Source organism: Microbaculum marinisediminis (assembly GCF_025397915.1).
Taxonomy (GTDB): Bacteria; Pseudomonadota; Alphaproteobacteria; order Rhizobiales; family Tepidamorphaceae; genus Microbaculum; species Microbaculum marinisediminis.
On sequence record NZ_JALIDZ010000002.1, the window covers coordinates 296956 to 318463 of the forward strand.

At 66.5% G+C, this 21508-nt stretch carries 16 protein-coding genes; 10 read left to right on the top strand and 6 right to left on the bottom strand.

Annotated elements, in window-relative coordinates:
- Positions 1–272 precede the first annotated feature (272 nt).
- A complete protein-coding gene (locus MUB46_RS04730) occupies positions 273–1838 on the top strand; it encodes a trimethylamine methyltransferase family protein (protein ID WP_261614727.1) in 1566 nt (521 codons plus the stop codon).
- A gap of 73 nt (positions 1839–1911) precedes the next feature.
- Positions 1912–4356 (top strand): GcvT family protein, encoded by a 2445-nt coding sequence (locus MUB46_RS04735; RefSeq protein ID WP_261614728.1) that lies wholly within the window; start codon positions 1912–1914, stop codon positions 4354–4356.
- A 7-nt stretch (positions 4357–4363) separates the two neighbouring features.
- Here the strand turns inward: MUB46_RS04735 and MUB46_RS04740 are convergent, their stop codons facing one another.
- The 4 genes from MUB46_RS04740 to MUB46_RS04755 form a co-directional block, all read right to left on the bottom strand.
- Positions 4364–5041, bottom strand: coding sequence for a hypothetical protein (locus MUB46_RS04740; protein WP_261614729.1), 678 nt, complete (start codon positions 5039–5041; stop codon positions 4364–4366).
- Between the two features lie 184 nt (positions 5042–5225).
- A complete protein-coding gene (locus tag MUB46_RS04745) occupies positions 5226–5903 on the bottom strand; it encodes a hypothetical protein (protein WP_261614730.1) in 678 nt (225 codons plus the stop codon).
- A gap of 383 nt (positions 5904–6286) precedes the next feature.
- On the bottom strand, positions 6287–7837 hold the full coding sequence (locus MUB46_RS04750; RefSeq protein ID WP_261614731.1) for a trimethylamine methyltransferase family protein: 1551 nt from the start codon (positions 7835–7837) through the stop codon (positions 6287–6289).
- Positions 7838–8065: 228 nt separating this feature from the next.
- The gene (locus tag MUB46_RS04755; protein ID WP_261614732.1) at positions 8066–8761 is read right to left on the bottom strand and encodes a L,D-transpeptidase; all 696 of its coding nucleotides are present in this window, start codon (positions 8759–8761) and stop codon (positions 8066–8068) included.
- Between the two features lie 281 nt (positions 8762–9042).
- On the opposite strand from MUB46_RS04755, the gene MUB46_RS04760 reads away from it, so the two are divergent.
- The 3 genes from MUB46_RS04760 to MUB46_RS04770 all read left to right on the top strand — a co-directional run bounded on the left by MUB46_RS04760 (position 9043) and on the right by MUB46_RS04770 (position 13284).
- The gene (locus MUB46_RS04760) at positions 9043–10971 is read left to right on the top strand and encodes an ATP-dependent helicase (RefSeq protein ID WP_261614733.1); all 1929 of its coding nucleotides are present in this window, start codon (positions 9043–9045) and stop codon (positions 10969–10971) included.
- Positions 10972–11188: 217 nt separating this feature from the next.
- Complete coding sequence (locus MUB46_RS04765; RefSeq protein ID WP_261614734.1) at positions 11189–11893, top strand: corrinoid protein; 705 nt, start codon at positions 11189–11191, stop codon at positions 11891–11893.
- Between the two features lie 92 nt (positions 11894–11985).
- Positions 11986–13284 carry an MFS transporter gene (locus MUB46_RS04770; protein ID WP_261614735.1) on the top strand — a complete coding sequence of 433 codons (1299 nt, stop codon included), beginning with the start codon at positions 11986–11988 and terminating at the stop codon, positions 13282–13284.
- 2 nt (positions 13285–13286) lie between these two features.
- On the opposite strand, the gene pcaF is transcribed toward MUB46_RS04770, so the two are convergent.
- Positions 13287–14489 carry a 3-oxoadipyl-CoA thiolase gene (gene pcaF / locus MUB46_RS04775; protein ID WP_261614736.1) on the bottom strand — a complete coding sequence of 401 codons (1203 nt, stop codon included), beginning with the start codon at positions 14487–14489 and terminating at the stop codon, positions 13287–13289.
- Positions 14490–14800: 311 nt separating this feature from the next.
- Here pcaF and MUB46_RS04780 point away from each other — a divergent pair, with 311 nt between their 5' ends.
- The 4 genes from MUB46_RS04780 (at position 14801) to MUB46_RS04795 (ending at position 19717) form a co-directional block, all read left to right on the top strand.
- Positions 14801–15355, top strand: a complete 555-nt coding sequence (locus MUB46_RS04780; RefSeq protein ID WP_261614737.1) for a thioredoxin family protein — start codon at positions 14801–14803, stop codon at positions 15353–15355.
- Between the two features lie 317 nt (positions 15356–15672).
- Entirely contained in the window at positions 15673–16587 is a 915-nt protein-coding gene (locus MUB46_RS04785; RefSeq protein ID WP_261614738.1) for a methylenetetrahydrofolate reductase, read from the top strand.
- Positions 16588–17553, top strand: coding sequence for a methyltetrahydrofolate cobalamin methyltransferase (locus MUB46_RS04790; protein ID WP_261614739.1), 966 nt, complete (start codon positions 16588–16590; stop codon positions 17551–17553).
- A 118-nt stretch (positions 17554–17671) separates the two neighbouring features.
- Complete coding sequence (locus MUB46_RS04795) at positions 17672–19717, top strand: ASKHA domain-containing protein (RefSeq protein WP_261615001.1); 2046 nt, start codon at positions 17672–17674, stop codon at positions 19715–19717.
- A 188-nt stretch (positions 19718–19905) separates the two neighbouring features.
- Here the strand turns inward: MUB46_RS04795 and MUB46_RS04800 are convergent, their stop codons facing one another.
- A complete protein-coding gene (locus tag MUB46_RS04800; RefSeq protein ID WP_261614740.1) occupies positions 19906–20847 on the bottom strand; it encodes a LysR substrate-binding domain-containing protein in 942 nt (313 codons plus the stop codon).
- Between the two features lie 143 nt (positions 20848–20990).
- Between MUB46_RS04800 and MUB46_RS04805 the strand changes: the two genes are divergently transcribed.
- The gene (locus tag MUB46_RS04805; RefSeq protein ID WP_261614741.1) at positions 20991–21299 is read left to right on the top strand and encodes a DUF1127 domain-containing protein; all 309 of its coding nucleotides are present in this window, start codon (positions 20991–20993) and stop codon (positions 21297–21299) included.
- Positions 21300–21508: the final 209 nt, after the last annotated feature.

Sequence of the window (21508 nt, forward strand, 5' to 3'; positions counted from 1 at the left end):
CTCTCCGCGTATTTTCTTAGAGGCTCCGCGGCGGGCGTTCGGTTCGTTGCCCCGGCCGAGCGTGTCCTGTTCTGAAACAAGGCTGGACAAGCCTAACATGTAGCCCCGCCCTCTCGGCAATAGCGCCCACGGAATTAATACTCCAATTGCGACCTGTCCGGACGCTTCCGCGACGTTGCTCGGCAGCGATCCGCCGAACCGCTTGGCTAGGCGCCGAAATCGCTGCAGCGTAGCGCCTACGGACCAGCTGGCCGATGCGGAGCACGTTGACCATGGATACCGGAATTCTGACGGATGGACCGGAAAGGAGCCACCGTCGCACCGGGCGAAGCCGGCGCGCCGGACAGTCGCGCGGCCTCGAGCAGAAGCCGTTCCGTCAGCCCCGCATGACCTATCGGCCCATCGAAATCATAAGCGCCGACGCGCTCGAGGATATTCACAATGCGTCACTAACCATCCTCGAGGAGATCGGCATCGACTTCATGCACGAGGAGGCCAAGGCGGTCCTGAAGCGTGCCGGCGCCGACGTCGAGCCGGGGTCGGACCGCGTGCGTATCGACAGGGGCCTGATCATGCAGGCGCTGACGACCTGTCCGCCGGAATTCACGATGCACGCGCGCAATCCGGCGCACAATGTCCGCTTCGGCGGCGACTGGATCGCCTTCGCGCAAATGGCCAGCGCGCCGAACTGCTCCGACATGGATGGCGGCCGGCGGCCGGGCAACCAGCAGGATTTCCGCAGCCTCGTGAAACTCGCCCAGAGTTTCAACATCATCCATCTGACCGGCGGCTATCCGGTGGAGCCGGTCGACCTGCATGCCTCGATCCGGCACCTGGAATGCCTGCGCGATTTCGCGACCCTGACCGACAAGGTCTTCCATGTCTATTCGCTCGGCAAGGAACGCAACCGGGACGGCATCGAGATCGCGCGCATCGCGCGCGGCGTCACGGACGAGCAGCTGGAACGCCAACCCTCGGTGCTCTCGATCATCAATTCGTCGTCGCCGCTGCGGCTCGATACGCCGATGCTGCAGGGCATCATCGAGATGTCGAGCCGCAACCAGGTGATCGTGGTGACGCCCTTCACGCTCGCCGGCGCAATGGCCCCGGTAACACTTGCCGGCGCGCTGGCCCAGCAGAACGCCGAGGCGCTGGCCGGCATCGCCTTCACGCAGCTCGTGCGGCCGGGCGCGCCGGTCGTCTATGGCGGGTTCACCTCGAACGTCGACATGAAGTCGGGCGCGCCGGCCTTCGGCACGCCGGAATACATGAAGGCGGCCAATGTCGGCGGCCAACTGGCACGCCGGTACAACCTCCCTTACCGGACCTCCAACACCTGCGCGGCCAATACCCTCGACGCGCAGGCGGCCTACGAGTCGGTGTTCTCGCTGTGGGGCGCGATCATGGGCGGAGGCAATCTCATCAAACACGCCGCCGGCTGGATGGAAGGCGGCCTGACGGTGTCCTACGAGAAGATCATCCTCGACGTCGACCTGCTGCAGATGGTCGCCGAGTATCTCGAGCCGATCGTCGTCGACACGGATACGCTGGCGCTCGACGCCATCCGCGACGTGGGGCCCGGCGGCCATTTCTTCGGTACGCCGCATACCCAGGCGCGCTATCGCGACGCCTTCTACGCGCCGCTCCTGTCGGATTGGCGCAACTACGAGACCTGGTCGGAGGCCGGCGGGCCGACGGCGTACGAGAAGGCCCACCGGTTGTGGCAGGAGGCCCTCGCCCAGTACGAGCCGCCGCCGCTCGACCCGGCTATCGCGGAAGAGATCGACGCTTTCGTCGCGCGGCGCATCGCCGAAGGCGGGGCGCCAACGGACTTCTAGGCCGGTTTCGGAGCATCTCCATGACTGACGTTCCCATCAAACGCTTTGCCCTGTCGAGAAGGACCGAGTGCCGATGAAAAGCCATGCACAGGCCGTCGTGATCGGTGGCGGCGTCGTCGGGTGCAGCGTTCTGTACCACCTCACCAAGGCCGGCTGGAAAGACGTAGTGCTGATCGAGCGATCGGAACTGACCTCGGGATCGACCTGGCATGCCGCCGGCGGCTTCCACACGCTGAACGGCGATCCGAACGTCGCCAAGCTGCAGGCCTACACGATCGGCCTGTACAAGGAGATCGAGGAGATTTCCGGTCAGTCCTGCGGCCTGCACCTGACGGGCGGCCTGCAGCTGGCCGGCAATACCGAGCGGCTGGAATGGCTGAAGATGGCGAAGGCGCGCGGTCGCTATCTCGGCATGGAGCTCGACATCATCTCGCCGAAAGAGGCGAAGGACCTTCTGCCGCTGATCGACGAGTCGCACTTCGTCGGCGCGCTCTGGGACCCGATCGAGGGCCATCTCGATCCGTCCGGCACGACGCATGCCTACGCCAAGTCGGCGCGCATCGGCGGCGCCGAGATCGTGCTGCGCAACCGCGTCACCGATCTCACCCAGAACTCGGACGGCACGTGGACCGTGGTCACCGAGCAGGGCACGATCCATGCCGAGCACGTGGTCAATTGCGGCGGCTTGTGGGCGCGCGAGGTCGGCCGGATGGTCGGCCTCGAGCTGCCTGTGCTCGCCATGGAGCACATGTACGTCCTGACCGAGGACATGCCCGAGGTCGCCGAAATCAACCGGGCGACCGGCAAGGAAGTCGTCCACGCCATCGACTTCGAGGGCGAGATCTACATCCGCCAGGAACGCGGAGGCATGTTGATGGGCACCTACGAGACGGCCTGCCGGCCGTGGTCGCCACGCCAGGCGCCTTGGGAATTCGGCCAGGAACTGCTCGTGCCCGACCTCGAACGCATCGCGCCGTCGCTGGAAGTGGGCTTCTCCCACTTTCCCGCCTTCGAGCACGCCGGCATCAAGCAGATCATCAACGGCCCGTTCACCTTCGCGCCAGACGGCAACCCGCTGGTCGGACCGGTCCGGGGCCTGAGGAACTTCTGGTGCGCCTGCGCGGTGATGGCTGGCTTCAGCCAGGGCGGCGGCGTCGGCCTTGCCCTGTCGAACTGGATGGTCGACGGCGATCCGGGCTTCGACGTCTGGGCGATGGATGTCGCCCGCTTCGGCGATTGGGCGACGCTCGGCTACACCAATGCCAAGGTGCAGGAGAACTATTCGCGCCGCTTCTCGATCCGCTTCCCGAACGAGGAGCTGCCGGCGGCGCGGCCGATCCAGACCACCGCGCTCTACGACACCATGCGCGCCCAGGGCGCGGTGATGGGCGATTCCTGGGGGCTGGAGACGCCCTTGTGGTTCGCGCCGGAGGGCGTCGCGCCGCGGGACATCGTCTCGTTCCGCCGCTCAAACGACTTTGCGCACGTGAAGGCCGAGGTCATGGCAGTGCGCCAGGGTGTCGGCGTCACCGAGATCGCCAACTTCGCCAAGTACGAGATCACCGGGCCGGGCGCTGAGGCCTGGCTGTCGGCGTTGATGACCAACAGGATGCCCCGCACCGGGCGCATCGTGCTGACCCCGATGCTGAACGAAAACGGCAAGCTGATCGGCGACTTCACCATCGCCAAGCTGTCGGACGAGCGTTTCATGATGTTCGGATCGAGCCAGGCGCAGGTCCATCACATGCGCTGGTTCGAGCAGCACCTGCCAGCGGACGGGTCGGTGACGATCGAGGCGCTCGGCATGGGCCTCGTCGGCCTGTCGATCGCCGGGCCGAAGGCGCGCGACGTGCTGGCCGGGCTCACCGACGCGGACGTTTCCTCGAAGGCGTTCCCATTCATGGCCTTCCGCGAGATGGATCTCGCCGCGGTGCCCGCCATGGTCGGCCGCATCACCTATACCGGCGACCTGGGCTACGAGATCTGGGTTGCGCCCGAATACGAGCGGCGGCTCTACCAGACGATCATGGAGGCCGGCGCGGCGCACGGCATCGTCAATTTCGGCATGCGGGCGCTGCTGTCGATGCGGCTAGAAAAGAACTTCCCGACCTGGTTCCGCGAGCTGCGGCCGATCTACGGTCCGTTCGAGGCCGGTCTCGAACGCTTCGTCGACCTGTCGAAGAACGACTTCATCGGCCGGGAGCCGGCGGCGAAGGAGAAGGACGCACCGACGCTGAAACGGGTCACCTTCGTGGTCGACGCCGACGATGCCGACGTGATCGGAGACGAGCCGATCTGGCACGACGGCGCGGTGGTCGGCTGGGTGACGTCCGGCGGCTACGGCCACTTCGTCGACGCCTCGCTGGCGCAGGGCTACATCCCGGCCGGGCTCGCCAACGGCGGTGCCGATGCCGGCGGTGGCGGCGGGTTCGAGATCGAGATCATCGGCGAGCGCCGGCCGGCGACGATCCAGCCCGAGCCGCTGTTCGATCCGGAGGGGCTGAGGATGCGGGGGTGACCCCCGCTCAACTCTTGATCAGGTCGATCCTTCCCCCGTCGGCGGCGAAGTACTCGAGCACAGCGCCCGCGAAGATCGTCAGACCGGCGATCTCCATCGCTTCCTCAACCACCGTGATGAAACCGTAGTAGTAGACGTCTTCGCCGACGCTCGACGCGACCAGCCCGCCGATCATTTCGAGGCCCATCGCGCCGGCGACGTAGATCGCGCCGGCGACGATGAACAAGACTCGATATCTGAGCGGCGTCCGGATCAGGAACGGAACGGACAGCACAACGAAGATCGACACGAGGAAGAAGGCGGGGATAACCCAAGCGTAATGGAACACGCCGCCTGCCCCGAGCGCCAGTCGCAGGGGCACCATCAGAGCCTCGTGGAAGCCCGCGACCTCCTCGATCGACAGGGCCAGGAACACGACGGAAATGCCCGCCCAGCTCAGCCGCAATATCGTCCCGCCGTCCTTGAACCCGCGATAGATCAGAAACGCCGTCACGGAGATACCGAACATCAAGACACTGCTGAACCAAGTCGGCACATTGGCCTCGTCGTCCAGATCGAGTTGCCGCAGCTCCTTGAAGAACGTTTCCTCGCCGTAGCCGTATACGAAGACCTCCCGGAACACGCCCAGCAGAACCACCAGCACGGCGGCGACCCGGATTGCCGAGATGACATGTGGGATATTCACGCTGGCGGCGGCCGGGAAAGCGCCTCCGGCGCTGTCTGCCGCGACCGTGAGCGGCAGGCTCGCGGCGTCACTGACCGAATTTCTCAAAGAGCCCCCCACTTCGGCATCGGATAAAATCAACGCCTCGATGTATGTAGCGCCGATTATAAAACAATTAATTCAGAGCCTTATCTAATTCAGGGCCTTATCCGCATACCGCCCGCTTGAAGGCGGCCATGTGGAAGCGGATCTGGTCGGGCGCGTAGTTGCGGTCGGCGGCAACCGGGCAGGCATCGCGCGCCCGGCAACCGCCTGTCATGCAGCCGATGCCTTCGGGCGACGCCAGATGGCCCGCGCAGGCGGGCACGTCATACCCCTGCCCCGAGAACGCGCCGACCGGGCAGGCCGTCAGGCACGGCTTGTCGGCGCAGGTATCACAGGGGATCGGCCGCGCGTCGGGCGACGGCAGATCGACCGCCTCGGCGAACAGCAACGCGGCGCGATAGGCATGCCAGAGCCCGTGGTCGGGATGCATGAGGATGCCGAGCGGCGAAGGCCGCACCGGCTCCGCCCGCATGGCCCAGCGCTGGAACGGCAGCGGCGGCGTATCGAAGGGGAAGACGCAGCGCGCCGCGAACCGGTCGGCGATCGGTTCGATGGTCGCCCGCGTCCAGCGGTCGAGCGCGTCGCGGCCGCCATCGGCATGCGGGGCGAAATGCGGCCACAGGTCCGGGCCGACATTGCCGACGAGGACGAGGGTCCGGGTCGCCCGCCCCTCGCCCGCGTCCGGACTCGCGTCGTCCGGCGCGGGATGGAACCCGCCACGCAGGGCGAGGCCGTGGGCGGCGACGGCTTCGGAAAGGTTTGCGTAGAGCGAGGTCACGATTTGCCACTGCCTGTCCTTGCCGGACCTGTCCCGGCAATCGATGAACACTGCCCTCAGCGATAGTAGCGATGGATGCCCGGAACAAGTCCGGCATGACGGCAAGAGAGGAAATCCACTGAGCCCCGTCGGGCCCGGCTTCTCCCCGCGCGCTTCCCGCTTTCGCGGGACTAAGCGGGTGAGGAAGACTCGGGCAATCCAACACCCGTCCTGAGTTCGCGCGGCGGTCGTCTGGGCCCCGGATCACGTTCGGGGCACACGGTTTGCTGTCTGACGACGGCCGTGCCCCAAGCACGGCCGCGTGTCCCGGACGTGATCCGGGACCCATGCGGCGGCGCGTCAGGGAACACGGTGCTTGGGGCGGGAAGCCCCGCCGCCCCCGCTCACGCGAACGCGTCGGGCATCGATTCCTTCTTCTTCGCGATGAAGGCCTGCAGCGCCTCGTCCACGCCCGCGTCCAGCGCCGGCGCCTCGTAGTCGGCGAGCCACGTCTTCCACAGCGCGTTGGCGCGTTCGTCGGCGCGCTTCTCGCCCTCGGCCTGCCACTGCTCGAAGGAATTGTTGTCGGCGATGGTCGAGCGGTAGAAGGCCGTCTCGAAATTGGCCTGGGTGTGGGCGCAACCCAGATAGTGGCTGCCCGGCCCGACCTCGCGGATGGCATCCATCGCCTGGCCGTTCTCGGACAGATCGACGCCCTCGCAGACGCGCTGCTGCATGGCGATCTGATCGCAGTCCATGACGAACTTCTCGTAGCCCGCCGCCAGCCCGCCTTCGAGCCAGCCGGCGGCATGCAGGACGAAGTTGGTGCCGGCGAGAACCGTCGCGTTCAGCGTGTTGGCGCTCTCGTAGGCGGCCTGCGCGTCGGCGATCTTGGAGCCGCACAGGCTGCCGCCGGTGCGGAACGGAAGGCCGAGGCGGCGGGCGAGCTGGGCCGCGCCGAAGGAGACCAGCGAGGGCTCCGGCGTGCCGAAGGTGGGCGCGCCCGACTGCATCGAGATCGACGAGGCGAAGCAGCCGAACACGACGGGGGCGCCCGGGCGCACGAGCTGGGTGAAGGCGGCGCCGGCCAGCACCTCGGCGAGCACCTGGGTCAGCGTTCCGGCCACCGTCACCGGCGACATCGCGCCGGCGAGGATGAAGGGCGTGACGATCGTCGCCTGGCCGGCCCGGGCGTAGACCTTGAGCGCGCCGAGCATGGTCTCGTCGAACACCATCGGCGAGTTGGCGTTGATCAGGTTGATCAGGACGCAGTTGCTGTCGACGAAGGCGTCGCCGAAGACGAGCCTGGCCATGGCGACGGAGTCGGCGGCGCGTTCGGGATGGGTCACCGAGCCCATGAACGGCTTATCCGAGTAGCGGATATGGGCGTAGACCATATCCAGATGCCGCTTGTTGACCGGCAGGTCGACCGGCTCGCACACGGTGCCGCCGGAATGGTGGATCGCCGGGGCCACATAGGCCAGCTTCACGAAATTGCGGAAGTCCTCGATGGTGGCGTAGCGGCGGCCCTCGTCGAGGTTGCGGATGAAGGGCGGGCCGTAGACGGGGGCGAACACGGTCGCGTCGCCGCCGATCTGCACCGAGCGCTCGGGATTGCGCGCCGCCTGGGTGAAGACCGGCGGGGCGGTCCTGATCAGTTCGCGACACAGCCCCTTTGGGAAACGGACGCGCGCGCCGCTGACATCGGCGCCGGCCGCCTTCCACAGCGCCAGCGCCTCCTCGTCGTCGCGGAACTCGATGCCGATCTCTTCCAGCACCGTGTCGGCATTGGCCTCGATCAGCGCCAGTCCCTCCTCGTTAAGGATCTCGTAGAGGGGCACCTTGCGGGTGATGTAGCGCAGCGATTGCTGGCCGCCGCCTCGACGGCGCTCGCGCCGCGCCTCGGCGCCGCCACCGCGCCGGCGGCCGCGCTGCTCATCCCGGACGTCGCTCATGGGAACCCTCGTGCCTTCGGCGCCGTGCGCCGGCCTGACCGTGCTCTGGGGAAATGCTAACGCGCCGCGCCCGCCGGCCTTATCCCGGCAGCGGCATACGCGCGACGCGCCGGGAACATCGGCACGGATGGGAAGGCAGATGGGAAGGAGGACGGGAGCGGCCGGCAGGGCAGGCAGGCGTGACGGGAGCGGCTGCCGTTTAAGCCGGCAGCCCCTAAGCCTGCCTGCCTAGGCAGGCAGGATCACGACGTTGGTGTCGACCGGGGCGCGCGCGTAGAGGTGCAGCATGTCCTGGGTGAGCAGGCCGACGCAGCCGCTCGACACGCCCTGGCCGATCGTGTGCGGGAAGATCGTCGCGTAGATCGTGCAGAGCGTGTACCTGCCGTCCTGGTAGAGATAGAGGACGCGCGCGCCGAGCGGGTTCTCGAGGCTGGGCGGCATGCCGCCGGCATATTTCTTCAGTTCGGGGTCGCGCCCGATCTGGTCGCGGGTCGGCGTCCACACCGGCCATTCGGCCTTGCGCCCGACATAGGCCGTGCCGTCCCACAGGAATTCCGGCTTCGGCACGTTGGCGCCGTAGCGCGTGGCGTAGCCGTCTTCCTCGACGAAGTAGACGTAGTACTCGTTGGGATCGATGACGATCGTGCCCGGCGCCTCGTTCGTCTCGTAGCGCACCGTGCGGCGATAGAACTTGCGATCGATCCGGTCGAGATCGACGGCGGGCACCGCGAACTGCTCGTCGGGCAGCGGCCCGTAGGCCAGCGCGGCCTCGGCGCGGGTCATGCCGCCGTCGGTCTGGCAGCCGGCCAATCCGCCGGCAAGCCCGAAGGCGCCGACGGTTGCGGCGGATCCGGCCAGGAACGACCGGCGGCTGAGACGCCCGGTTCCGTTCAGAGCCAGCTCATCAAACTGTTTCGCTGTCATCGGCAATCCCGCCTTTCAGGATCACGCGTCCACTGCCCCCTCCTGTCGCCGGACGCGCGGACGGTCCGGCCGGGGAAGCCGGCGAACCAATATTACGTCCGGTGGCCGCGATCAAGTCTGGTGTAGGGATTGGGGGGGAGACCGGGCTTGCGGGAGGGGCAGCTGTATCCCGCGTCGAAAGGCACTCGGACATTCGTACAATTTATAGATGCGGAACGCGGCGCATGACGTTACGGTATGCCTGAATTTTTGTAAGCCAGATACGGTTTTTGGGTGACTTCATGGCTTGGTCCGATGATCTTAGTCCAGCAACCCCCGCATATCAGATCGCTGCGTCTGCAAATCCTCGAGTAAGGGTCGTCGCAGGTCCCGGAACCGGGAAATCTTTCGCAATGAAACGGCGCGTTGCCAGGCTCTTAGAGAATGGCGTCGCACCAAATGCGATACTGCCCGTTACTTTCACAAGAGTAGCTGCCGAAGACCTGCATCGCGAGCTTGTTGGCATGGAGGTGCCCGGCTGCGATGAACTCGAAGGCATTACTCTTCACAGTCTTGCCCTACGAATGTTAATGCGAAACCATGTTCTGAGCGCAACAGGTCGAATTCCGCGCCCGCTTAACGAATTTGAACTTGAGCCCTTGATCTGCGACCTGATGGCTGCGCACGGCGGCAAAATGGCGGTCAAGAAGCTCAGAATGGCTTATGAGGCTGCTTGGGCTCGACTTCAGCATCAGCAACCAGGATATGCCACCGGCCGCGCTGATTCTGCCTTTCAAGCCGACCTGCTTCAATGGCTAATATTTCATGAGGCCATGTTGATCGGTGAGGTTATTCCTCAGCTTTATCAATATCTACACGCCAACCCCACCGCAGCCGAACGAAGAGAGTATAACCATATTCTAGTTGATGAATACCAAGACCTGAATCGAGCGGAACAAGGCGTTATCAATTTACTTTCTGAAGACGCTGATGTCTGCATTGTTGGTGATGACGACCAATCGATCTATGGCTTCAAACATGCACATCCGGAAGGCATTCGAGAATGGCTCGATACCAACGCAGGCGCCGATGATCTCGGCCTTGAGGAATGCCGACGGTGCCCAACGCAAGTGGTAGAAATGGCTAACAGTTTGATTGGTCACAACGTCCAGCGACCTGTTCCACGACCACTCAATCCGATACCCGCTAATGGTGCAGGTGACGTTCGGATTATCCAGTACCCAACTATTTCGCAGGAGGTCGTCGGTGTCGCCGAGTTAGTGGCACAAATGATAGCCGATGGAACGCCTGCGGGCGACATTCTCGTGCTCACCCAAAGTAGGGCCTTTGGCAGGCCTTTGTATGAAGCCTTGGTGGCGCGGGACGTTCCGACCAAGTCATATTACGCGGAGTCGGAGTTGAGCCACGACGATGCACAACGGGCATTTGCGCTTCTCAAGCTGTTCGTGAACAGGGAAGATCGAGTTGCACTACGTTGGCTTGTTGGCGCGAACGGCAGCAACTGGCACGCAGCCGGCTATCGTCGCGTCCGCGAGCACTGTGAAAACACCGGTGCTACGCCATGGTCAGCGATGATACAGCTTGAGAGCGGTGTACTTCGTCTGCCCTACACTAACGGAATCATCGCTTCGTTCCGCGAAATCATCCAAGCTCTCGATAACCTCGAAGTGCTTCCCGATCTCAGGAGTGTTGTCGATCAACTGTTTCCGGACGGTCAGGATTCGACCCGCGATATTCGCGAACTGGCAATTGCCATCCTTGACGCGATGGACGCCGAAGTTCGTGAGGAATTCCTCCGCAAACTTTCAACAACAATCAGTCAGCCGGAAATCCCGACTGAGATCGAGGATGTTCGAATTATGAGCCTGCACAAGAGCAAAGGCCTAAGTGCGCCGGTCACCATCATCGCCGGGTGCGTTCAGGGTCTTTTGCCGAGGCCTGCCGAAGCGGAATCGACACCTGCCGAGGCGGCACAACATCTTGAAGAGCAACGCCGCCTATTCTACGTCGGAATAACGAGGGTCAAGGCAGTGCCCCAAGAAAGGAAGCCCGGAACTTTGATCTTGACCTACTCGCGACGGATGCCAGCGCGCGATGCCCTTTCGGTTGGCATTACGCCAGCGCAAAGACAATACGATCAAGCCATACTCCATGCGAGCAACTTCATCCGCGAACTTGGCCCATCAGCGCCTGATCCGATAGCTGGTTAGTCCGACTTTGCCGGAAAATTGCAGGATGCGTTGGGAACGGCCGCTCGGCGCCGAGGACTTCCATACCCGCAGCCCCCCCTTCCCCCCCCTCCCCCGGACAGATCGTCGCAATTACGACCCGGGAAGTCGGTTCCAGGAAACGACTCGTGACGAATGTGCCGAATAATCCCCGGTAATCGGCTTTGCTGGCCGCGTCCTTCGCGTCGGGGTTTCGCGCATGTCTGACGACGATATCGATCTTTCCTCGCTTGCGGACGACGACCTCGTCCAGCAGATGCACGACGACCTCTACGACGGCCTCAAGGAGGAGATCGAGGACGGCGTGAACATCCTGCTGGCGCGCGGCTGGGCGCCCTACGACGTGCTGACCAAGGCGCTCGTCGAGGGCATGCGCATCGTCGGCGAGGACTTTCGCGACGGCATCCTGTTCGTGCCCGAGGTGCTGCTGTCGGCGAACGCCATGAAGGCCGGGATGGCGATCCTGCGGCCACTGCTCGCCGAGACCGGCGCGCCCAAGGTCGGCAAGATGGTGATCGGCACCGTGAAGGGCGACATCCACGACATCGGCAAGAACCTCGTCGGCATGATGATGGAGGGCGCCGGCTTCGAGGTGATCGACATCGGCATCAACAATCCCGTCGAGAAGTATCTCGAGGCGATCGAGGAGCATCAGCCCGACATCCTCGGCATGTCGGCCCTGCTGACGACCACCATGCCCTACATGAAGGTCGTCATCGACGCGCTGAAGGAGAAGGGCCTGCGCGACAAGTACATCGTGCTGGTCGGCGGAGCGCCGCTCAACGAGGAATTCGGCAGGGCGGTCGGGGCGGATGCCTATTGCCGCGACGCGGCGGTGACGGTCGACACCGCCAAGGAGCTGATGCGCCGGCTGCACAACCAGCGCGCCGCCGCCGCGGGCTAGCTTCCCGCCTGCCACCGTCTTCGCGCCGTGACGCCCGGGCCCCGCCGGGCCGCGGGCGATTCCCCATTTTCCTCTTCCGGCAAGGTGCTTCGATGCGACCGCTGTTGTTGTCCGTCACCGCGCTCCTCACCAGCCTCACGATCCTGCTGGCGGGCAACAGCCTGCAGTTCGTGATCCTGGCCCTGCGCGCCGAATCCGCCGGCTTCTCGCTGACCGTGGTCGGGGCGATGACCACCACCTACTACCTGGGCTACGCGCTGGGCACGCTGCGGGCGCCCGTCTTCGTCGACCGGTTCGGCCATATCCGCGCCTTCGCGGCGCTGAGCTCGATCATCTCCGCCGTGGTGCTGGCGCACGGCATGCTGATCGAGCCGTATTTCTGGATCGCCCTGCGCTTCGTCACCGGCCTGTGCTTCGCCGGGCTGGCGACGGTGACGGAGAGCTGGCTCAACGCCAAGGCGACGCGGAACGTGCGCGGCCAGCTGCTGGCGGTCGCCAGCATCGTGGCGATCCTGGGCTATGCCGTCGGCCCGCTCTTCGCCTCGTTCGGCGAGGTGGACGGCCTGGGCCCGTTCGTGATCGCCTCGATCCTGATGTCGGTGGCGCTGGTCCCGGTGACCCTGACCCGGTTCAGCGCGCCCTATGTCTCCGGAGAAGGCACGGAGGTCGAGCGCTACACGCTCGCGCGCCTGATCCGCGAAACGCCGTTCGGCACGGTCGGGTGCTTCACGACCGGGCTCATTCAGGGGGCGTTTCTCGGGCTGGGCGCGGTGTTCGCCGGGCGGTTGGGGCTGTCAGACAGGGCCGTGCCGGCCTTCATGACCGGCGCGCTGATCGCCGGGGCGCTGGCCCAGTATCCGCTCGGCTGGTTCTCGGACCGGTTCGACCGCCGCTTCGTCGTCGCTATTACCGCCGTCGTGACCGGCCTCGGCGCGCTGTCCGTCGCGCTGCTGCTCGATCTCATCGGAAACCCGATCTGGGTCGTCGCGGCGGCCATGGCCGTCGGCGGCATCGCGGCGATGCCGCTGTATTCGATCGTCATCGCCCACGTGAACGACCGGCTGCCGGAAACCTCGATCGTGCCGGCGGCCGCGACCCTGATCCTGGCCTTCTCGATCGGATCGGCCGTCGCCGGGCCGGTCGCCTCGCTGTCGATCGAACACTATGGCGCGGCCGGGATCTACACGTTCTTCGGCGTGACGCTGCTCGCCTTCGGCACGTTTTCGGTGTTCCGCGTGGCCCGGCGCGAGGCGCCGGAACACACGACGGACGGCGGCGTGTTCGCCGCCAGCCCGGTGTTGACGCCGATCGATACCGAATTCGACGAGAACCAGCTGCGGTTCGAATTCGAGGAGCAAGACGGCCCGGCGGAGGCCGGGCCGGCGGCGTAGGCCTACACCTTCTCCAGAACCGCGGCGATGCCCTGGCCGACGCCGATGCACATGGTGCAAAGCGCCTTTTCGGCATCGCGCTCGTGCAGCTCGATCGCCGCCGTCAGGGCCAGCCGGGCGCCGGACATGCCGAGCGGATGGCCGAGCGCGATGGCGCCGCCGTTCGGGTTGACGTTGTCGGCGTCGTCGGCGAGGCCGAGCTGACGGGTGACGGCCAGCGCCTGGGCGGCGAAGGCCTCGTTCAGCTCGATCACGTCCATGTCGGTGATCGACAGGCCGAGCCGGTCCAGAAGCTTGCGGGATGCCGGCGCCGGGCCGATGCCCATGATGCGCGGCGGCACGCCGGCCGTCGCCATGCCGACGACGCGCACCAGCGGTTTCAGGCCGTATTTCTCGACCGCCTCGGCGGAGGCGACGATCAGCGCGGCGGCGCCGTCGTTCACGCCCGAGGCGTTGCCGGCGGTGACACAGCCGCCCTGGCGGAACGGCGCCTTGAGCGACGCCAGCTTCTCAAGCGTCGTCTCGCGCGGGTGCTCGTCGGTGTCGACGATAACCGGATCGCCCTTCCTCTGCGGGATCGACACGGCGACGATCTCCTTGGCGAGGCGGCCGTTCTTCTGGGCGGCGGCGGCGCGGGCCTGGCTGCGCAGCGCGAAGGCGTCCTGGTCCTCGCGCGAGATCTGGAAGTCCTCGGCGACGTTCTCGGCCGTCTCCGGCATGGAGTCGATGCCGTATTCCGCCTTCATCCGCCGGTTGACGAAGCGCCAGCCGATGGTGGTGTCGAACACCTCGGCCGCCCGCGAGAAGGCCGTCTCGGCCTTGCCCATGACGAAGGGCGCGCGGCTCATGGATTCGACGCCGCCGGCGATCATCACCTCGGCCTCGCCGGCCTTGATGGCGCGCGCGGCGGTGCCGACCGCGTCGAGGCCGGAGCCGCACAGGCGGTTGATGGTGGCGCCGGGCACGGTGTCCGGCAGCCCGGACAGGAGCGCGGCCATGCGGGCGACGTTGCGGTTGTCCTCGCCGGCCTGGTTGGCGCAGCCGAAGATGACGTCATCGATCGCCTCGCCGGGCAGGCCGGAGGCACGGGCCATCACTTCCTTGATCGCGTGGGCGGCGAGGTCGTCGGGGCGTACCTGGGCCAGCGAACCGGCGTAGCGACCAATCGGGGTGCGCACTCCCTCGCAGATGAAAGCCTCACGCATGTCCTTACTCTCCTTCGTCTTCGGGCGCCTTCAGGCGTCTTCGGGTTTCGCGGCCGCGGGCTCGCGCGGCCCGGTCATATATACCCTTGCCGGTGACGCGAAACCGCTCGGGCTCGAATTTTTGAGGGTTGTTCGCAATTCGAACGCGCCTTGACCGATCGGGCGCCTCGCCGCGCGAGCGGGAAACTGCCATCGCGAACACCGTTTCGCGGCGGGATGATCCAGCGCCGATGCCGCGAGACGGTTCTCTGTGCGGATCCGTTTGTTATGGTCCTCCGTCAACGCCGCGTGGAACGACGATGGAGGCAGACATGGTTCGCACCGCAACGCCGCCCGGGGAGATCGGGCATCGGGCCCCGGATTTCAGCCTGAAGGGCACCGACGGCAAGACCTGGACGCGTGACACCGTCAGGGGCGACAACGGCCTCGTCGTCGCCTTCATCTGCAATCACTGCCCCTATGTGAAGGCGGTGATCGACCGCTTCGTCGAAGACTCCGCGGCGCTGCAGGCCAAGGGCGTCGGCGTCGTGGCGATCATGCCGAACGACTGGAACGTCTATACCGACGACGCGCCGGACCGGATGGTCGCGTTCGCCGTCGGCCACGGCTTCACCTTTCCCTACCTGATCGACGAGACCCAGGACGTCGCCCGTGCCTACGGGGCCGTGTGCACGCCGGACGTCTTCGGCTACGGCAGGGATCTGACCTTGAAATACCGCGGCCGCATCGATTCATCGGGCCGCGAGCCGAGCGGACCGGATACCCGCCGCGAGCTGCGCGAGGCGATGATCGAGGTGGCCGAAAACGACACGGTGCCGGCCGGCCAGCAGGCCTCCATCGGCTGCTCGATCAAGTGGCGTTCCTAGGGCGGATTCCGGGCGAAATCCGCGCGGACCGGGCGCCAGCGCGACGGGCGCGCAGGGCTGACGCTGACGGACATGGACGGGCGCGTGGGACATAGCCCCTAGCCCACTGGGATCTATGGACTTTTCCCAACGCGGCCACACCCGGCAAACAGGTCGCAAAACAGACTTTGCCTGTCGTGAGAAAGCAAACCTCGCGACGGGGCGTCCCGCATCATGGATCTCAAGAAGCAGGAACCGCCGGCCATCGCCGAGGCGCGCCGGCCCGACTTCGCGTAACGCCACCCTCGATCGCGCTTTGCGCCGCGGAGGAAATTCGCATGTCGTCAAGCCAGGTTTCTCAGGATCCCGCGTTCCGTCCCCCGTTCCGTATCGCCGCGTCGATCGAAGCGACCCCGAAACAGGTTCTCGAGGGAGACCGCCTCGCCGGCCTGTTCCCGGCGGGCACCCGCGTCTATCTCACCGATGTCGGCACGTCGCCCATACCGGAATTCGCCCGCGCCGCGAAGATCCTGGCCCAGGACGGATACACGCCGGTGCCGCACCTGCCGGCCCGCCGCATCGCCGGCGAAGCGGACCTGCGCGAGCGGCTGCGGCTCCTGACCGGCGAGGCCGGGGTCACCGACGTGCTGGTCGTCGCGGGAAGCGTCGACACCCCGGCCGGCGGCCTGCGCTCGACCATGGACGTGCTACGGACCGGCATCCTCTCCGAGTTCGATATCACGACGATCGGTGTCGCCGGCCATCCGGAAGGCAGCCCGGATATGTCCTCGCAGACGATCGCCGAGGCGCTGGCCGAGAAGAACGCCTTCGCCGTCGAGCACGGCCTCGACATGCGCATCGTCACCCAGTTCGGGTTCGATCCGCAGCGCTACGTCTCCTGGGCGCACGACCTGGCCGCGGCGAGCAACCGGCTGCCGATCCATGTCGGCGTGTCCGGCCCGGCCAAGATCACGACGCTCCTGAAATACGCGGCCCTGTGCGGCGTCGGCCCCTCGCTCGCCTTCCTGAAGAAACGGGCCACCTCGGTCATGGCGCTGGCGTCGGGATTCAGCCCGGAAGGCGTCGTCGCCCCGATCGAGACCCATGTGGCGTCCGATCCGGCTTGCCCGATCGTGCAGCTTCACGTCTTTCCGTTCGGCGGCCTCAGGAAGACCGCCGAATGGCTCGCCGAGCGCGGCTCGTGGTTCGGCGCGAACGGCGGCCATAAGACCTTCGTCGCGGAGGGCAAGTGAATGTCGCGCACCGTCGTCGCCTCCGCCACCAGAACCATCGTCATCGGGTTCGACCAGCCGTTCTGCGTGATCGGCGAGCGTATCAACCCGACCGGCCGCAAGAAGCTCGCCGCGGAGATGGTGGACGGCAATTTCGAGACGGTGAAAGCCGACGCGCTGGCGCAGGTCGCCGCCGGCGCCACCATGCTCGACGTCAACGCCGGCGTCACCGCCGTCAACCCGAACGAGACCGAACCGCCGCTGCTGGTCAGGACGATCGAGATCGTGCAGTCGCTGGTCGACGTGCCGCTGTCAATCGACTCCTCCGTCACCGCCGCCATCGAGGCCGGCCTCCAGGTCGCCAAGGGCCGCCCGCTGGTCAATTCGGTGACCGGCGAGGAGGAGAAGCTCGAGGCGATCCTGCCGCTGGTGAAGAAATACGACGTGCCGGTCGTGGCGATCTCCAATGACGAGACCGGCATTTCCGAAGACCCGGACGTCCGCTTCGAGGTCGCCAGGAAGATCGTCCAGCGCGCCGCCGACCACGGCATCAAGGCGGAGGACGTCGTCGTCGATCCGCTGGTCATGCCGATCGGCGCGATGGGCACCGCGGGCCAGCAGGTGTTCCGGCTGGTGCGGCGCCTGCGCGAGGAACTGAAGGTCAACACGACCTGCGGCCTGTCGAACATCTCCTTCGGCCTGCCGCACCGGCACGGCATCAACGCCGGTTTCATCCCCATGGTGATCGGCGCCGGCATGACGTCGGCGATCATGAACCCCTGCCGGCCGCAGGAAATGGAGATGGTGCGCGCGGCCAACGTGCTGAACGGCACCGATCCCCACTGCGCCGGTTGGATCAGGACCTATCGCGACCACGCGCCGGCCGCCGCCCCCGCCGCTTCGGCCGGGGGGGCGGATACAGCGGCGCCGGCTGCCGGCGGGCGCAGGCGCGGCGGCCGCGAGGCGCGCCGGGCCCGGGCCGTATAGGCCGGAGACGCCGGATTGGCGGACACCCGCGCCGGAGACGCGCTTCGGCCAACCAACGGCTTGTTCAGGGTTTTCGGGTATGGATAAGCCGGTCGAGAGCGATTACGCCGAGGGCGGCATGAGCGAGGACATCTCGCAGGTCAAGGACGCCCTGGTCCTGTTCATGCCTTCCGGGCGGCGGGGCCGGTTCCCGCTCGGCACGCCGGTCCTGGAAGCCGCGCGCCAGCTTGGCGTCTATGTCGAATCCGTCTGCGGCGGGCGCGGCATCTGCGGGCGCTGCCAGGTCTCCGTCACCGAGGGCGTGTTCGCCAAGCACAAGATCACCAGCGCGGCAACGCACCTGTCGCCGTTCTCCGACACCGAGGCACGCTACAAGGCAAAGCGCGGCCTGCCCGAGGACCGGCGGCTGTCCTGCTCGGCGCTGATCGAGGGCGATCTCGTCATCGACATCCCCATCGAGGCGCAGACCAACCGTGCGCTGGTGCGCAAACGCGCCGAGGCCCGGCCGATCCCGCGCGATCCGGTGATGCAGCTTTGCTATGTCGAGGTCGACGAGCCCGACATGGAACAGCCGCTCGGCGACGCCGACCGGCTGGTCCGGGCGCTGGAGGCGCAATGGGGCTTCGTCGGCGCGCGCTGCGAGTTCCGCCTGCTGCCCCTCGTTCAGGGGCTGCTCCGGCAGGGCGACTGGAAGGTGACCGTCGCTGTCCATACCGAGGGCATCCCAACCATCGTGTCGATCTGGCCGGGGTTCCACGACAGGCTCTACGGCATCGCCGTCGATATCGGATCGACCACGATCGCCTGCCACCTCTCCGACATGCTGACCGGGCGCACCGTGTCCTCGACCGGCACCGCGAACCCGCAGATCCGCTTCGGCGAGGACCTGATGTCGCGGGTCTCCTACCTGATGATGAACCCCGACGGCCTGCCGGCGCTCACCACCGCCGTGCGCGGCGCGATCGAGGGGCTGATCGACAAGGCCGTCAACGACGCCGGCGCCAGCCGCGACGACGTCCTCGACGCGGTCTTCGTCGGCAATCCGATCATGCACCACCTGTTCCTGGGGATCGATCCGCGCGAACTCGGCGGCGCGCCGTTCGCGCTCGCCGTCTCCGGCGCCCTCACCTTCCCCGCCCGCGAGATCGGGCTCGGCGTCAATCCGGGCGCGCGCGTCTACATGCTGCCCTGCATCGCCGGCCATGTCGGCGCCGACGCCGCCGGGGCGGCCCTGGCGGAAGGGCCGCAAAAGGGCAAGGAGGTCACGCTGCTGGTCGATGTCGGCACCAACGCCGAGATCGTGCTCGGCAACAGGCACCGCATCCTCGCCGCCAGCTCGCCGACGGGACCGGCCTTCGAAGGCGCGGAAATCTCGTCGGGCCAGCGCGCCGCGCCGGGCGCGATCGAGCGGGTGCGCATCGATCCCGAAACGCTGGAACCGAAGATCCGCGTGATCGGCCTCGAGGCATGGTCGGACGAGGAGGAATTCGCCGAGAAGATCGATCAAGTCGGCGTCACCGGCATCTGCGGATCGGGCATCATCGAGGTGATCGGCGAGATGTTCCTGGCCGGCATCATCACCCAGGACGGCGTGATCGACGGATCGCTGGCGGCGAAGTCGCCGCGTATCGAGGCCAACGGGCGCACCTTCTCCTACCTTTTGTGGCGGGGCGACCAGGAGATCCGCATCACCCAGAACGACGTGCGCGCGATCCAGCTCGCCAAGGCCGCGCTCTATGCCGGCGTGAAGCTGCTGATGGACCGGTACGGCTGCACCCATGTCGACCGCATCAAGCTCGCCGGCGCCTTCGGCGCCCATATCGACACCAAGTACGCAATGCTGATCGGGCTGATCCCGGACTGCGACCTGAAGCACGTCTCGGCCGTCGGCAACGCGGCGGGAACGGGCGCGCGCATGTGCCTCCTCAACCGCGGCCACCGCGCCGAAGTCGAAGATCTCGTCACCCGTATCGAGAAGATCGAAACGGCGCTGGAGCCTCGCTTCCAGGAACATTTCGTCGCCGCGATGGCGCTGCCCAACAAGATCGATCCGTTCCCCAATCTGGCGCGGGCGGTCACCCTGCCCGCGCCGAAGACCCCGCTACCCGGCGAAGGCCGGGGGCGGCGCGGCGAACGGCGCCGGGCGCGGCCGGACCCTGCCTGAGCGGAGGCCCTTCTCACAAATCGATTCAGGACGGGGCGCGGTCTTCACGCCTGGAAAACGCGATTCCGACCAACGGGTTGGCCGGATCGGCTGAAACGCCGATTCCGAAACACGAGAAATCCGTTTAGCTGACTACGGACTTAAACCATCGATTCAAGTGCCACCGCTCGGACGCTATGCGTCAGGCCCTATTCGGCGGCGACGTCGCTCACCGGGTCGGCCGGCGCCTTCGTATGCCCGCCGCGGGCGATATCGCGGAAGCTTTCCACCACGTGACGGGAAAGCGCCTCGGCCGCCGGACCGAGGTTCTGACGCTTGGCCAGCACGATGTGATAGTCGCCCAGCGCGGGCAGGCCGCGGCGCTCGTCCAGGCGTTCCAGCGGCTTCTCGATCAGGCTTTCGGGGAACGGCGCGATGGCGAGATCGGCGTAGATCGCCGCCATCTGGCCGGCGCAGTGCGGGCTCGTGTAGGCCGCCCGCGACGGGATGCCGGCCTTGTCCAGGGAGGCAAGCGCGGTCGAGCGCCAGGCGCAACCCTTGGGCGCGAGCGCGAGCGGCATCGGCCGCTGCTCGTAGGCGCAGCCGCATTCCAGCCCTGCCCAAACGAGCGGCTCGGTATAGACGATCTGGCCGCGGTCGAGCGCGGCGGGGCCGCACGCGGAGGTGACCAGCGTCAGGTCGAGGTCGCCCCGGTCGAGCCTCCCGAGCAGCGCATTCGACATGTCGAGCGTCACATCGACGTCGACGCCGGGATGGCTGCGCGCGAACCGGCTCAGGATGTTCGGAAGGAAACGCGTGCCGAAATCGTCCGGCGTGCCGATGCACACGATGCCTTCGACGGCGGGCGCCCGGAACAGGCCGACCGCCTCGTCGGACAGGCGCAATATGCGCCGGGCATAGCCGAGCAGCGCCTCGCCCTCGGTCGTCAGACGGACGCTGCGGCCGTCGCGCACGAATACCGGCCGGCCGAGCGTATCCTCCAGCTTGCGGATCTGCATCGACACCGCCGAGGGCGTGCGGAACACCGTTTTCGCCGCGCGTGCGAAGCTGCCGGTCTCGGCGATCGCGACGAACGTGCGCAGGACGTCGTTCTCTAGAAGCGGCAACCCGCCGGTATCCGATGTGGTCATGGCGTCACCCGATCCGACCCTACGTTCAATTTCATTGAACACCAGCCTAAAATCAATTCGTTTGATTGAACAGTCTTTGCAACCGATATTACTCAACGGAAACGGCGGCATCGATTTCGCCGCCCAATATCCGGAGACCCATCATGAGCACCTACCAGAACAGCGCCTCCCCCTGCTGTGAAGCGGTCGCTCGGCCGAACTTCCGGACAGGGTTCCTGTCGCTTGCGACATCGGTCCTTCACGGCCTGCGCCGGCGGATCGAGCGGCGCCAGCAGCGGCGGACCTTCATGACCATGGCCGCCCTCGACGACCGGATTCTCGACGATATCGGCCTGACGCGGCGCGACATCGAATACGCCGCCGGCCTGCCGATGCAGATCAACGCGTCGCTGGCGGTCCGGCAGATCGCCGCCGACCGGCGCGCGGCCGAACGCCGGATCCGCCGGCGCTAGAGGAATACCGACGCCGTCCAGGGTGCAGCGGGCGGTGACGGCATAGCGACGGCGGCCGGCCCCTCCGGCCGCCGTCGTGCATCTCGGCCCCCATATCCGTGGACGTTCCCGTGCTTCCCCCCTTAGGGGGCGCTGCCGCTGGCGGATCGGCGACACTCGATGTCGCCTGCCGATCATCACCATGCGTGAAGGAGGCGTATGTCGGATCG

Bases quoted from the DNA above. Each gene is read 5' to 3' on its own strand.
- MUB46_RS04730 (WP_261614727.1), top strand. From the start codon at position 273: ATGGATACCGGAATTCTGACGGATGGACCGGAAAGGAGCCACCGTCGC.
- MUB46_RS04735 (WP_261614728.1), top strand. From the start codon at position 1,912: ATGAAAAGCCATGCACAGGCCGTCGTGATCGGTGGCGGCGTCGTCGGG.
- MUB46_RS04750 (WP_261614731.1), bottom strand. From the start codon at position 7,837: ATGAGCGACGTCCGGGATGAGCAGCGCGGCCGCCGGCGCGGTGGCGGC.
- MUB46_RS04755 (WP_261614732.1), bottom strand. From the start codon at position 8,761: ATGACAGCGAAACAGTTTGATGAGCTGGCTCTGAACGGAACCGGGCGT.
- MUB46_RS04760 (WP_261614733.1), top strand. From the start codon at position 9,043: ATGGCTTGGTCCGATGATCTTAGTCCAGCAACCCCCGCATATCAGATC.
- MUB46_RS04765 (WP_261614734.1), top strand. From the start codon at position 11,189: ATGTCTGACGACGATATCGATCTTTCCTCGCTTGCGGACGACGACCTC.
- MUB46_RS04770 (WP_261614735.1), top strand. From the start codon at position 11,986: ATGCGACCGCTGTTGTTGTCCGTCACCGCGCTCCTCACCAGCCTCACG.
- pcaF (WP_261614736.1), bottom strand. From the start codon at position 14,489: ATGCGTGAGGCTTTCATCTGCGAGGGAGTGCGCACCCCGATTGGTCGC.
- MUB46_RS04780 (WP_261614737.1), top strand. From the start codon at position 14,801: ATGGTTCGCACCGCAACGCCGCCCGGGGAGATCGGGCATCGGGCCCCG.
- MUB46_RS04785 (WP_261614738.1), top strand. From the start codon at position 15,673: ATGTCGTCAAGCCAGGTTTCTCAGGATCCCGCGTTCCGTCCCCCGTTC.
- MUB46_RS04790 (WP_261614739.1), top strand. From the start codon at position 16,588: ATGTCGCGCACCGTCGTCGCCTCCGCCACCAGAACCATCGTCATCGGG.
- MUB46_RS04795 (WP_261615001.1), top strand. From the start codon at position 17,672: ATGAGCGAGGACATCTCGCAGGTCAAGGACGCCCTGGTCCTGTTCATG.
- MUB46_RS04800 (WP_261614740.1), bottom strand. From the start codon at position 20,847: ATGACCACATCGGATACCGGCGGGTTGCCGCTTCTAGAGAACGACGTC.
- MUB46_RS04805 (WP_261614741.1), top strand. From the start codon at position 20,991: ATGAGCACCTACCAGAACAGCGCCTCCCCCTGCTGTGAAGCGGTCGCT.